Origin of the sequence: Streptomyces canus (genome assembly GCF_041435015.1) — a bacterium.
Lineage (GTDB): Bacteria > Actinomycetota > Actinomycetes > Streptomycetales > Streptomycetaceae > Streptomyces > Streptomyces canus_G.
In genome coordinates this window covers 5,516,480-5,528,791 of sequence record NZ_CP107989.1, presented here as the reverse complement: position 1 = coordinate 5,528,791, position 12,312 = coordinate 5,516,480, and the positions used below count along the sequence as shown (strand labels likewise).

The 12,312-nt window shown below is 69.1% G+C and carries 16 protein-coding genes and 1 pseudogene; 5 read left to right on the top strand and 12 right to left on the bottom strand.

The window, feature by feature from the left end; translation table 11 throughout:
* Nucleotides 1-22 precede the first annotated feature (22 nt).
* The 3 genes and pseudogenes from OG841_RS25230 to OG841_RS25220 form a co-directional block, all read right to left on the bottom strand.
* Nucleotides 23-67: pseudogene (locus tag OG841_RS25230) on the bottom strand (hypothetical protein); the annotation flags it as partial.
* A gap of 122 nt (nt 68-189) precedes the next feature.
* Nucleotides 190-894, bottom strand: a complete 705-nt coding sequence (locus OG841_RS25225; protein WP_328639408.1) for an HAD family hydrolase — start codon at nt 892-894, stop codon at nt 190-192.
* A gap of 29 nt (nt 895-923) precedes the next feature.
* Nucleotides 924-1,805: a winged helix-turn-helix domain-containing protein gene (locus OG841_RS25220; RefSeq protein ID WP_328639409.1), complete on the bottom strand. Its 882-nt coding sequence runs from the start codon at nt 1,803-1,805 to the stop codon at nt 924-926.
* Between the two features lie 166 nt (nt 1,806-1,971).
* Between OG841_RS25220 and OG841_RS25215 the strand changes: the two genes are divergently transcribed.
* Complete coding sequence (locus OG841_RS25215) at nt 1,972-2,160, top strand: hypothetical protein (RefSeq protein ID WP_053851924.1); 189 nt, start codon at nt 1,972-1,974, stop codon at nt 2,158-2,160.
* Nucleotides 2,161-2,195: 35 nt separating this feature from the next.
* On the opposite strand, the gene OG841_RS25210 is transcribed toward OG841_RS25215, so the two are convergent.
* Entirely contained in the window at nt 2,196-3,113 is a 918-nt protein-coding gene (locus OG841_RS25210; RefSeq protein ID WP_328639410.1) for a winged helix-turn-helix domain-containing protein, read from the bottom strand.
* Between the two features lie 185 nt (nt 3,114-3,298).
* On the opposite strand from OG841_RS25210, the gene OG841_RS25205 reads away from it, so the two are divergent.
* A complete protein-coding gene (locus OG841_RS25205; protein WP_057608742.1) occupies nt 3,299-3,484 on the top strand; it encodes a hypothetical protein in 186 nt (61 codons plus the stop codon).
* 212 nt (nt 3,485-3,696) lie between these two features.
* On the opposite strand, the gene OG841_RS25200 is transcribed toward OG841_RS25205, so the two are convergent.
* Both OG841_RS25200 and OG841_RS25195 read right to left on the bottom strand, forming a co-directional pair.
* Complete coding sequence (locus OG841_RS25200; protein ID WP_328639411.1) at nt 3,697-4,944, bottom strand: GNAT family N-acetyltransferase; 1,248 nt, start codon at nt 4,942-4,944, stop codon at nt 3,697-3,699.
* Nucleotides 4,945-5,010: 66 nt separating this feature from the next.
* Nucleotides 5,011-5,637: an RsiG family protein gene (locus tag OG841_RS25195; RefSeq protein WP_328639412.1), complete on the bottom strand. Its 627-nt coding sequence runs from the start codon at nt 5,635-5,637 to the stop codon at nt 5,011-5,013.
* A 158-nt stretch (nt 5,638-5,795) separates the two neighbouring features.
* On the opposite strand from OG841_RS25195, the gene dtd reads away from it, so the two are divergent.
* A complete protein-coding gene (gene dtd / locus OG841_RS25190; protein WP_266517358.1) occupies nt 5,796-6,221 on the top strand; it encodes a D-aminoacyl-tRNA deacylase in 426 nt (141 codons plus the stop codon).
* A gap of 15 nt (nt 6,222-6,236) precedes the next feature.
* Here dtd and ygfZ read toward each other — a convergent pair whose 3' ends face one another.
* From ygfZ to OG841_RS25160, 6 genes are all read right to left on the bottom strand, one after another.
* Entirely contained in the window at nt 6,237-7,202 is a 966-nt protein-coding gene (gene ygfZ / locus OG841_RS25185; RefSeq protein WP_365121960.1) for a CAF17-like 4Fe-4S cluster assembly/insertion protein YgfZ, read from the bottom strand.
* A 10-nt stretch (nt 7,203-7,212) separates the two neighbouring features.
* Nucleotides 7,213-7,650: a Fur family transcriptional regulator gene (locus OG841_RS25180; protein WP_057608747.1), complete on the bottom strand. Its 438-nt coding sequence runs from the start codon at nt 7,648-7,650 to the stop codon at nt 7,213-7,215.
* Between the two features lie 33 nt (nt 7,651-7,683).
* Nucleotides 7,684-8,259, bottom strand: coding sequence for an FABP family protein (locus OG841_RS25175; protein WP_328639414.1), 576 nt, complete (start codon nt 8,257-8,259; stop codon nt 7,684-7,686).
* A gap of 214 nt (nt 8,260-8,473) precedes the next feature.
* Nucleotides 8,474-9,313, bottom strand: a complete 840-nt coding sequence (locus tag OG841_RS25170) for a hypothetical protein (protein ID WP_371566893.1) — start codon at nt 9,311-9,313, stop codon at nt 8,474-8,476.
* A complete protein-coding gene (locus OG841_RS25165; RefSeq protein ID WP_328639416.1) occupies nt 9,310-10,161 on the bottom strand; it encodes a hypothetical protein in 852 nt (283 codons plus the stop codon). Before OG841_RS25165 ends, OG841_RS25170 begins: the two co-directional genes overlap by 4 nt.
* On the bottom strand, nt 10,158-10,817 hold the full coding sequence (locus tag OG841_RS25160) for a hypothetical protein (protein WP_371566892.1): 660 nt from the start codon (nt 10,815-10,817) through the stop codon (nt 10,158-10,160). Before OG841_RS25160 ends, OG841_RS25165 begins: the two co-directional genes overlap by 4 nt.
* A 267-nt stretch (nt 10,818-11,084) precedes the next feature.
* Here OG841_RS25160 and OG841_RS25155 point away from each other — a divergent pair, with 267 nt between their 5' ends.
* Both OG841_RS25155 and OG841_RS25150 read left to right on the top strand, forming a co-directional pair.
* Nucleotides 11,085-11,447 carry a DsrE family protein gene (locus OG841_RS25155; RefSeq protein WP_328639418.1) on the top strand — a complete coding sequence of 121 codons (363 nt, stop codon included), beginning with the start codon at nt 11,085-11,087 and terminating at the stop codon, nt 11,445-11,447.
* Nucleotides 11,448-11,582: 135 nt separating this feature from the next.
* On the top strand, nt 11,583-12,311 hold the full coding sequence (locus tag OG841_RS25150) for an LmeA family phospholipid-binding protein (RefSeq protein ID WP_328643578.1): 729 nt from the start codon (nt 11,583-11,585) through the stop codon (nt 12,309-12,311).
* Nucleotide 12,312 lies beyond the last annotated feature (1 nt).

Here is a 12,312-nt window from a genome sequence, read left to right as displayed (position 1 = left end):
CCTCGGTCTTCAGCTCCTCCAGCACACGCTGGATCGTGTCGCGCGAGACGTCGAACTCCGCGGCCAGAGCGCGCTGCGGGGGCAGGTGGTGACCGGCCGGTACTCGCCGCCGGAGATACGGGACCGCAACGTCGCCAGGATGGTGGCTCCCTTGCCCCGCTCTTCGCTCGCCCCGCGACCGTACCGGCCTCAGGACGGGCTGCGCAGGACGTCCAGGACTTGCTCCAGAGAGCGGACGACGACCTCGGCTCCCGCGTCCCTCAGGAGCCCCTCCTTGTCCGCATTACGCGCGTAGCCCAGGAACGCGACACCCGCCCGGCGCGCGGCCGCGAGGTCCGTCGCGGCGTCGCCGATCATCAGCGTGCCCGACGGAACGGCTCCCATTGCCTTGATCGCCTCTTCCAGGCAGTGCGGGTTCGGCTTCATCAGATCGAGGTTCGGCGTGCGGCCGTAGACATGGGGGAAGCAGACCGCCAGCCCACGGGTCTCTATGTACGCCGCCGCCGCGAGGGCGGCGTTGTTCGTGGTGATCGCGAACCTGACGCCATACGACGACCACGTCCTGATCAGCGGGTCGGCGTACGGGGTGGGCCGCGCCTTGGGAACAGCCGCCAGTTCGCGCCGGGTCAGCCACTCCTCCAACTCAAGGACCAGGTCACTTCCCCGGTGTCGTTCATGAACGCCACGCAGGGCTTCCTGGGGGTCATTGCTGGATCGTTCCTGCTCGGTCAGCAGGGCGCCCATGCCCAACTGGTCGATCTTCCCCACGAGTTCACCGGCTATCTGATGTGCCGGATACCCCGCGAACAACCGGCAGATCGGCCCGTCCAGATCCCAGAGCACGTACCGAGCGGAGGAGACCAGTGATGCGAGTCGTGCTGTCTCTGCTGTCACCGGTTCAGTGTGCGTCTTCTCAAGAGTCACTAGGAGAGTGTCAGGTCCGTCGTGATGGTTTCCCAGAGGGCGTCGAACCACTTCTGCGATTGCACGACGAACGCGGCGTCACGCTCGCCGGCGTTCTTCTCGAAGGAGAAGAGGAGCGACTCCGTGCCGAGGACGTCGTACATGTCGAGCATTCCGGCATCCGTGGCCTCCTCCCGGCGCGCGACCATGTAGTACGCGATCAACGCCTCCGAGTGGTTGAGCAGGTACAGCTTCACCGGCGGGGTGAACGGCAGGGCGCGGAACCTGACCTTGACGTCGATCCCGTGGGAGGAGCGCAGGGAACGGAGATTGTGTCGCAGGACGTGACCCTGGGCGTTACGCATCTCCAGCCAGCGCTGGTGGACCGGGTTGTCGTCGTCGGGCGCCTCCACCGGCACCGGGAAGGCCAGGTTGATGTCGCGGGAGGGCAGCAGGATGCGGACGTCGATGGACTCGGGGTGGATCCGTCCCTCGTGAATGAGGCGGACCGGCTCGCTCAGGGCCACCATCAGGGTCTCCGAGGTCAGGCAGGCCGCGTCGATGCGGACGTGCGGGCTGGAGAAGGCCTCCGTGAGGCGGGGGGCCAGGCCGACCATCGTCGGCTGCGGCTCCCCCGACAGCCCGGGCACCCGCTCCGCGATCCGCGGCGGGCTCCCCTTGCTCACATTGCTGAGCAACCCGTCCTCCTGCAGTGCGCGCAGCGCTTGGCGGACCGCGCCCCGTTCCACGCCGAACTCCTCCGCGAGTTCGGCCTGGGTGGGGAGGCGGTCGCCGGCCCTGAGGTCGCCCACGCGGATGCGTTCCCGCAGGGTGTCGGCGATTTCCTGGGGCGAGAGCCTTCTGCTGCCGTTCACTGCCACGTTCTCCTGGGTCACGACCAAACGTTACAACTCCAATCCATCTATGGGGAGTTGTCTGGAAGTTGTTTATCAACCCCCACCAAGTGGGGACAACATAGGCAGAGTTGGTTGCCAACTTGGATGAGTTGGCGGAAGTTTTACCTCCTCGCCCGCCTCGCCCGCCCGTAAGTCCGAAGGGGGAACCAACATGCCGGCCCTCGCCCTCCTCTCCGCCGTCTTCGTAGTCGGCGTCGAGCAGACCCTGCAGTGGAAGTACGGCGCCAGCGGCATCATCGGGATGCTTCTGCTCACCATCGGCATCAAGGCCAAGAACCCCGCGATCAGTTCGACCGGGGCCGTGGTGCTCGCCCTGCTGGTCGCGGGACCCGCCCTCTGACCCGAACGTGCCCGGATCCGCCACTGTGGGAGACGTCAGCTCGTGAGCGCCAGCTCCGAACTGATCGTCTCCCACAGTGCGTTGAACCACAGGTGGGACTGCTCGACGAAGGTCGTGTCCCGCAGGCCGGCGCCCTGTTCGAAGGCGAACAGCATCGACTGGGTGCCCTCGGAGTCGTACAGCTCCAGGTGCTCGTGGTCGATCTCCTCCTTGCGGCGCGTCAGCGTGTAGTACGCGAACAGCGCCTCCGTGCCGTTGAGGAGGTAGAGCTTCACCGGTGGTGTGAAGGGCAGGGCACGGAAGGAGACGTTGACGTCGATGCCGTGCGTGGCACGCAGGGCCAGGAGGTTGTGCCGGAGGACCTGCCCCTGTGCGTTGCGCTGGGCCAGCCAGCGTTCTTGGACCGGGTCGTCGTCGCCGCGGTCCTCGACCGACACCGGGAAGGCGAGGTCGATGTCCCGGCCCGGCAGCAGGACGCGGACGTCGATCTTGGCCGGATTCAGCCGTCCGGCGTGGATCTGGCGCAGCCCCTCGCCGATGGCGAGGTTGAGGGACACCGACGTCAGGCACAGGGCGTCTATCTCGACGTGCGGGGCCGCGAAGGCGGTGGCGATCCGGGGGCCGAGGGCGACCATCGTGGGCTGCGGCGCCGCTCCGGGGCCGGTGAGCGCCCTGTTGAGCCCCAGGTCGGGGGCGACGGTCGCCGGGCTTCCCTTGGAGACGTTGGTGAGCAGGTGTTCCGTCTGCAGCAGGTACAGCGCCTGCCGTACGACCCCGCGCTCGACGCCGAACTCGTCGGCCAGCCGCGCCTGGGTGGGCATGCGCTGACCTGCCCGCAGCGTGCCGGACCGGATCCGGGCGCGGAGCTCGTCGGCCACCTCGCGAGGTGACGTGTGTGGCCGCTGTGACCTCTTCCGTCCATTGACGGAGGCGTGTTTCGGGTCCACGACCAAACACTACAACTTCCCGCCATCTTTGGGCAGTTCACCGGAAGGTGGTTATGAGCCGCATCCAAGCGGAGATAAGTACAGTGAAGTTGGTCGCCAACTTGAGCAACCTTGAGAAACATGGTCAAAGCTTCACAGGGTTGGCCAACTCGGCGGCCGACAGGGGCCACCGTCCCGAAGGGGGGACCGTCATGCCGTTCATCGCAGTCGCCATCGCCGCCCTCGCCGTCGGCTTCGAGGCACTCGTGCAGTGGAAGTGGGGTGCGATGGGCATCGTCGCGTTCGTCGCGCTGACCATCGGCGTCAAGTCCAAGAACGTCGCGATCGGCGGCATCGGAGCGGTCATCCTCGTGATGCTGCTCGCCCAGTCCGGATGACGCCCGCCCGCCGGGCCCAGGATCCGGCTGATCGGGCTCCCTTCCGGAGGGGAGCCGGGAGCCCGGTCGGTCTGCACAGTCACAACTGAACACCGACAACTGAACAGCAGCGAAAGCTGCACACACCGCACAGCCACAACCGCACAGCCACAACTGAACAGCTCGCTACGGATGCGAGGCAACAGCCCACCCGTCCCCGCCAGAAGGGAACGTCAGAACATGTCCGGGCACCAAGGACGCCTGGATGTATGCAGCAGGGCGTCGGCCCCCCGGCCGGCGCCCGCTTGTTCTTCCCGCACTCGCCCGAGCGCCACGAGCCGTGCCACCGACTCGTCACCGAGCCAGAGCGTCGCCAACTCCCGCACGTCCAGCGTGAGATCGGCGCTCCGAGTCGTCGTCGTACAGCTGGCCCCGGCGGGCGAGGCCTCCAGAAGGTACCGGCCGCCGGCCATGCCGGAGGCGTCCACGACCTCCAGCACCAGCGCGCCCTCCCCCTCGTACGTCCGCGCCTCCAGTGCCCGTACGACATCCAGGATCCGCACCCACAGAAAGTCCGCCTGCATGGTGATCCTGGCCGCCGGAGGGTTGGGCAGAAGGTGCGGGAGCAGGTCGTCGGGGGCCCGCCAGCCGCTCTTGACCTGCATGACCCAGTCGATCGAGCACAGGTAGTGCCACAGGGCACGCTCGGCGGCCGGGGTCGAGGCGATCAGGCTCCGCACACTCGCCGTGTTCAACGGCTGCATGGTGTCCGCCCACTTGTCGTCCACCTCGTACGCCATCAGCCCCTCGACCGTGCCGTCCGCCGCCCGGTACACGGCGAAGAACGGCTCGGTCCACGGGGCGGTGCGTACGGCCCCCGTCTTGAGCTGCCAGAACCAGTCGTCCCGGCTGATCGCCCCCGGCATCGCACGGCGCATCCGGTCGTGCAGTTCCGGCCCGAGCTTGCGTACGTCGCCGGGCTCCACCAGGTCGATACGGCCGCCGTCCAGATCCGGGCCACGGGGGGCGAGTCCGGTGCGCGGGACGTCGATCGTCCACTCGGCGGCCGAGGTGGCGGGGCCGAAGCCATAGCGGCCGTAGATCGGGTACTCGGCGGCGATCAGCGTCGCCAGGACGTCTCCGCGCTCCTTCGCGGCGGCGAGGTCCTGGCTCATCATGCGGGTCAGGAGGCCGCGCCGGCGGTGGGTGGCGGTCACGGTGACGGCGGAGATCGCGTCGGCGGCCACGAACTCCCCACCGACCGCCGTCACCTCCTGCGCGAAGGACCGGAAGGTCGCCACGCAACGGTCCCCGTCGAAGGCCCCGAGCAGCCGCCCGGGCTCGAACTGGGCTCTGCGGGCCTCCAGTTCCGACTTCGACACCACCGGCTCCCGCAGAAACCCGACATGCACGGCACGCAGCCATTCGGGATACTCGGCCTCGGTGACCGGACGGACGTCTATGTCGGCTGGGGCGCTCATGGGGCCACGGTAGGCGGGCGGGGGTGAGGTGTCGCGTGGATTTTCCCAGGCCCGCCGCGAAGTTCCCTAGGTCAGCAGATCCGCCACCTGCGCCTCGCCCTCCCGGTACCGCCGCGCGATCTCGCCGCTGCACTCGTCCGCCGTGTGCTGCAACCCTTGGCGTCGCCCGGACACCTGCTGCTCGTAGCGCACGAGCCGGCCCATCGCGGTGCTCAGTTCCAGGTCGGTCCGCGCGGAGAGGTCCGACAGTTCGACCTCGGCCAGCGTCTCGGCGGCCAGCAGGCGGTACTCCTCGCTGTGCGGGGTGCCCAGCGTGACGTGGCGGGCCGAGGAGCGGTGGCGGGCCGGGGCGTCGGTGAGGATCTCCGGGAGCCGGTCCACCACCGAGGCCTCGGGGAGGCGTTCGGGCACCGAGCCCGCGCCCGTCGGGGACCGGCGCAGCAGTTCCGCGCGGAGGATGTCGATACGGCCCTGCAGCAGCCGTCGGACATAGCTGAGGTCGGCCTCGTCCCGCTGGGCGTCCCGGCGCAGAGTGCGCAGCTCGGGCAGGCTCAGCGTGGCGAGATCATGTTCGGTCGGATCTGGGGGCAGCAGGTGGCTGTCCGTACGCTGCGCGGGCGGCCGGGGTGTCTCCGGCTCCGCCCTGTGGGCAACGCGGACGGGCCCCGGCTGCCCGGTACTCGGTGTGCTCATGCGCCTCTACCGTCCCCTCGACCGGCGTGTGGAAGCATCGTGCCATCCCAAGTGGCCGCTATGTGACCGAGTGCCCCCGAACGGCCCCAGATGGGGGGTTAAGGATCAAAAATAAACCCGAACACGGGTACTTCCTGCGCGACCGGCATGATGGGCACATGCGTGCAGTGGTGCAGAGGGTGGACGGCGCGAGCGTCGTCGTCGACGGTGAGACGGTCGGGGAGATCAGCGGCGAGGGACTGTGCGTCCTGGTCGGGGTCACCCACGAGGACACCAAGGAGAAGGCGGCCCAACTCGCCCGCAAACTCTGGTCGGTGCGCATGCTGCACGACGAGAAGTCGTGCAGCGACATCGACGCCCCGCTGCTCGTGATCAGCCAGTTCACCCTGTACGGCGACGCCCGCAAGGGCCGCCGCCCCACCTGGAACGCCGCCGCCCCCGGCGACATCGCCGAGCCGCTCGTCGACGAGGTCGTCGCCCAGCTCCGCTCCCTGGGAGCGACGGTGGCCACCGGCCGCTTCGGTGCGCGGATGCGGGTGTCCCTGACGAACGACGGCCCGTTCACGGTCCTGCTGGAGATGTGACCCTTCGCGGTAGTCCTACGGCTCCACGACGACTTCCTGGGCCGCGGCCGTGGTGTCGGCGACGAGGCGCGCGTCCAGGGGGACGTTCCGCTTGACCAGGGCGAGCGCCACCGGGCCGAGCTCGTGATGCCGTACGGACGTGGTCACGAAACCGATCTTGCGGCCGTCGGGCCCCTCGTCCGCGAGCCGGATCTCGGTCCCGGCGGGCGGCAGGTGCACCTCGCTGCCGTCCAGGTGCAGGAAGACCAGGCGCCGCGGGGGCTTGCCCAGGTTCTGCACCCGGGCGACGGTCTCCTGCCCCCGGTAGCAGCCCTTCTGGAGGTGCACCGCGGTGCCGATCCAGCCGAGCTCGTGCGGGATCGTGCGGTGGTCGGTCTCGAAACCGAGGCGCGGGCGGTGTTGCTCGACCCGCAGCGCCTCGTAGGCGAGCAGGCCGACCGCGGGCCCGGACTTCTCGGCGTACGACTCCAGGTCGGCGCGCGGCAGGAAGAGATCGCGGCCGTACGGCGTCTCGCGTACGACGACCCCCTCCGGCACCTCGGCGATGGAACCGGCGGGAAGGTGGACGACGGCGAACTCGTCCGTGCGGTCGGCGACCTCGACCCGGTTGAAGAACTTCATCGACTCCAGGTAGGCGACCAGCGCCCCCTGGGTGCCGGGTTCGACGTGCGCCCAGGTAGTCGTGCCGTCGTCGACGAGGTACAGGGCGTGCTCGATGTGTCCGTGCGCGGAGAGGATGAGCGCCTCGGTGGCCTGGCCCGTCGGGAGGTCGCTGACGTGCTGGGTGAGCAGCAGGTGCAGCCAGCTGAGGCGGTCGTCGCCGGTGACGGACACGACCCCGCGGTGCGAGAGGTCGACGAATCCGGTGCCTTCGGCGAGGGCACGCTGCTCGCGGAACAGGTCGCCGTAGTGCGCGGCGACGCCTTCGTCCACACCCTCGGCGGGGACGGCACCGGGCAGGGACAGCAGAGGGCTCTTCATATGACTAAGCCTACGACTCGGTAGTTGAAGCCTTGAGAGAACAGTCCTTGCAGCGACCGAAGATCGCGAAGTGCTTCATGTCGGTCTCGAAGCCGAACTCCTGCCGGAGCTTCGCGGTGAAGTCGGCGGCCACCTTGATGTCCGCCTCGATGACGTTCTGACAGTCGCGGCAGACCAGGTGGATGTGGTGGTGGCGGTCGGCGAGGTGATACGTCGGCGCCCCGTGCCCGAGATGGGCGTGGCTGACCAGGCCGAGCTCCTCCAGGAGCTCCAGGGTCCGGTAGACCGTGGAAATGTTGACCCCCGACGCCGTCTTCTTCACTTCCGTGAGGATGTCGTCGGGGGTCGCGTGCTCCAGGGTGTCCACAGCTTCGAGGACAAGCTGGCGCTGCGGGGTCAGCCGGTAGCCGCGCTGCCTGAGGTCGCTCTTCCAATCGGTGCTCACCACACCGGAAAGTCTAGGACCCACTCGGCGGAAGGCTTACTTGAAGAAGGCGATCCCGTCGTCCGGAAGGTCGTCGGGCAGGGCCTTGGCCCAGCGCTCGACCTCCTCCGGGGTGACGACCTTCTTCAGGTGGGCCGACATGTAGGGGCGCAGCTCGACCTCGGGAGTCTGCTTCTCGCCGACCCACATGAGGTCGCTCTTGACGTAGCCGTACAGGCGCTTGCCACCGCTGTACGGGCCGGAGGCGGCCGTACGCGCGACGGCATCGGTCACCAGGTCGATCTGCGGCTTCTGGGCGGCCATCTCGCCGTACCAGATCTCGACGACACCGTCGTCACGGACCATCGTCACCTCGACCTTGCGGTCGGCGTCGATGCGCCAGAAGCCGTGCTCGGACTCCAGCGGGCGGACCTTGTTGCCGTCGTTGTCCAGCACCCAGGTGTGGGACGCGTACTCCAGGAAGTCCCGGCCGTCATGGCCGAAGGTCACCTCCTGGCCGAAGTTGCACTTCTCCGAGCCGGGGAAGTCGTGCACGCCCGCGCCCGCCCAGTTGCCGAGCAGGAAGGCGAGCGGGACGAGGTCCTTGTGGAGGTCGGACGGGATCTCGATCATGAGTGGCGGTTCCTAGAGGGGGGTCAGCGCTGGCCCTGGTACAGCTTCTTCACGGTCAGCCCGGCGAAGGCGAGAACGCCGACGCAGACCAGGACCAGCAGGGCTTCGAAGAAGATCTCCACGGGGTGCTCCTCGGATGAGCGTGGTGCGGTGCATGTACACGGGCCGGGCCCCAGCTTACGCGGCCGGGGCCCGGGGGGCCGTAGGGGTGTCCTCAGCCGAGGAGCTGGGCCTGCAGGGTCACGGTCTGCTGGAAGGGGACGGGGTTCGCGGCGCCCTTGCGGGACTGAAGGATCACCGCGAAGACGTCCCCCGCCGAGAGGTAGCCCTGCCGAACCTGCTCGGCGCCGTACGGCCTCGGCTCGGTGAAGGCGGTCCGGGAGATTCCCGCGACGGCTGCCGGCTCCGGGAAGGCCTCGTCGTAGACGGCCTCGGCGGCACCGCGCACCCGGTAGGTCGGGCTGGTGTACGCCTGGACGTCGCTCTGCAGCTTGGACTCCACGACGTTCGCCGTACCGAACTGGAGCAGGTAGACCCGGGTCCGCGTGCCGTCAGGCGTGGTCCAGCCGCGGGCCGCGATGTGGCGCAGGCCGCTGTCGACGAGTTTGTGCCCGAGCTCCTCCCGGTCCTCCTTCAGCTCGTACTCCGCCAGGAAGTCCTTCGTCGCCAGCCAGCCGTCCGAGCCGCGCAACGCCTTGTCCTCCTTCGCTCCCTCGGGCGCGGGCAGGAGGAGGGCACGCAGATCAGCATAGTGGGCCTCGGCCGCGTTGCCCGCGGCGAAGGGACCGGGACTGCCGGAGGGCAATGGCGGCTTCGTGAGCCGGGGGAAGTCCCAGCGCCCGTCGGAACGGGTGGCCAGCCCCGGTACGTCCGTGCGCTCCATCCCTGAGATCCCGTACGCCGTCGCCGTCCCGGCCGCGGCGAGAACGACCGCGGCAGCGGTCCAGCGCAGGACGGCTCGCAGGTCCCGGCGGTCCTTCCTCACCTCGGCCGGTACGGGCCGCGGCGGCACGTCGGGCAGGGGCGGTACGGCGACCTGCTGTGGCTCGGTCATACCGCCTCCCCCGGCTCGGCGATGCGGTCGAGCTGGGTACGCAGGAGCATCGCGACCCCCTTGGTGTCGAGTGGCCGGGCTCCGTACGCCGTGACGGAGACCAGGACGTCCCCCACATGGGCGGAGCAGAGCATCATGTCGAGGTCCTCGTCGGTACTCCCGGGCAGTCGGAAGCACCGGGCGTCGTCGTGGCCCTTGATCTTCGGGCCCTCCTTGAAGAGGTCCAGGGCAGCGAGGAACTCGTTCTGCGCCTCGGAACTGTTCCGGACCGCCGTCCTGTTTGCCATCTGGGCGAGCACGACGTTCACCGAGTAGATGCCGCTGTTCTGGGAGAAGGCGTAGGACTCACCGCTGAAGTAGCTGCGCATCGCCATGCCCGAGAGGCGCTGCCGGTCGATCTGACGCTCCAGCTGCTTGCGCTGGCTTCGGGGCAGACCTCTGAGGGCCTCCTTCCGCAGGGCCGTGGCCTGGGCACCGCTGAGTTGCGCGTCGGAGCCGAAGTCCGCCACGTCGGGACCCCGGACCCAGCCATCGGTGCCGTACGGCACGAGCATGCCGGCGAGCCCGCGCCGGGCCACCGCCTTCTTCTCCTCGACCGTGACCCTGGGGAACTTCCAGGTCGGAGCCCCCGCGTCACGGTCGGCGTCGCGCACGGTCACCACCGTGCCACCCACCCCGGCCACCAGCGCCGCGACGAGCAGCACCGAACCGGCGACGGCCGCGATGCGGCCCCGTCGCACGGGTCCGCGGACCGGTGCGACCGGTGCGACCGGTGCGACCGGTGCAGTTGACGGTCCGGTCGACGATTCCTCCGCCGGTTCCGTCTCCTGTGTCTCGTGTCCCGTCACAGCCGCTCCATCTGCCGTTCGGCCAGGTCCATGATCGTCTTCTTTGTGATCGGCTTGGCCCCGTACACCCAGATCTCCATCGAGACGTCCCCGCGCCACGCGTGCGCCTCGGCCCCGTACTGCGGCAGATACCCCGGCTCGGTGTCCGGCCGGGTGTGCACATACGCCATGCCGTCCCCGGTGCCCGGGATCGCCCAGCTGTCGGTACCGCTCTCCTCCTCGGCCCAGCCCTGGTGGTTGAGGCTGGAATCGAGGGCCGCCATGGAGTCCTCCTGCCGGAACTGGACGAGCCGGATCTCCACGCTGTACGAGCTGCCGACCTTCCAGCCGACGACGGCCGCCCTGCGGAAGTCGTCGCCGACGAGATCGGTGAACTTCTCGGCCGGATCGGTGAAGTCGTTCGCGTACTCGGCGATGTCCAGCCAGCCGTCCCCGGCCGTCCACGCGGCGTTCCGTGCCCCCGTCGGCTTCTTCAGCAGCAGCTTCCGCAGATCGCCCTCGGTCTTCACCCGGCGGTCCTGCGCGGCCGACAGCGGCTCGGGGCCGTCCCCCTTCGCCTGCGCCAGCACCGGCTGGGACAGCGGCGGCAGCGGAGTCGGGGCGCGGTCGGCCTGGATCAGGTATCCGGTGCAGGCACCGGCGACGACACCGAGCACGGCGGCACCGGCGATCAGTGTCGTGGTACGTCCACGACGGCGCGGCGACCGGCTCCCGGCCGAGGGGGCCTCCGCGACCGGGGCAGCCGGCTCGACCGGCTCACCCTCACCCTCAGCCCGAACCGCTTCCCCTGTTTCTTCTGCTACTTCGGGCACTTGCAAGACATCCCTCACCTACCGAACCTGATGCGCGCATGCCATATACACGCGCACAGGTGACTCATGGTCAGCGGCCGGAGTTGCAGACACCCTGGTTACGATTTGGACATGGCGAAGAAGCTCGTGATCAAGGTGACCGCCGGGGCCGATGCCCCCGAGCGCTGTTCGCAGGCGTTCACCGTGGCGGCGGTGGCCGTGGCCAGTGGGGTGGACGTCTCGCTGTGGCTGACCGGGGAGTCGGCGTGGTTCGCGCTGCCGGGGCGGGCCGCCGAGTTCGAGCTGCCGCACGCGGCCCCGCTGCCCGACCTGCTGGACTCGATCCTCGCGGGCGGACGGCTCACCCTGTGCACGCAGTGCGCGGCCCGCCGGGACATCACGGAGAAGGACGTCATCGAGGGCGTACGGATCGCGGGGGCGCAGGTGTTCGTCCAGGAGGCGCTCGCCGAGGCGACGCAGGCGCTCGTCTACTGAGCGGACACCGAGCGGGTCCGCGGCCTGTCACAGGTGATCGACAATCTGCCGGGCGCCTTACCCGGCAGGACTAGTCTCACGCTCGACGGCCACCCGTCCGTCGACAAGACCGCCACCCCCGGGGGGACCCACCGCATGCGCGCCCTGCGAATACTTCTGATCATCGCCGTGATTCTCGGCGGGCTGTTCGTCGCCGCCGATCGTCTGGCGGTCCACTTCGCGGAGGGCGAGGTCGCGGACCGGCTGAAGACGCAGGAGGGGCTGACCACGACGCCGAGCGTGGACATCAAGGGCTTCCCGTTCCTGACCCAGGTGGCCGGCGGTGAGCTCGACGACGTCGAGGTCGGCATGAAGGACTACGACGCGGACACCGGGACCAGCGGGGGCACGATCCGCATCGACGACCTGAACGCCGCCATGAAGGGCGTCGCGTTCTCCGGCGACTACAGCTCCGCCACCGCCTCCACCGCCGCCGGCTCGGCGACGATCGCCTACGACCAGCTGCTGAAGGCCGCGGGGTCCGAGGAGGCCCGGCTTCCGCTGGGTGTCACCGCCAAGGTCGTCGGCCTTTCCGACGGCGGGAACGGCAAGATCAAGGTCGACATCAAGATCAGCGCCCTGGAGAAGCCCGTCTCCGTGCTCAGCACCGTCAGCGTCGTCGACGGCGACACCGTGCGGGTGCACGCCGACTCGATCCCGAGCTTCGGCAACATCACCCTCGCCGACTCCGACGTCCGTTCGATCGCCGACTTCGACCAGAAGATCGAGGGTCTGCCGGGCGGTATCAAGCTCGACAAGGTCGAAGCGGGTGCGGACGGTGTGGAGATCGCGGTGAAGGGTTCGGACGTCAAGCTCGCCGGGTAGG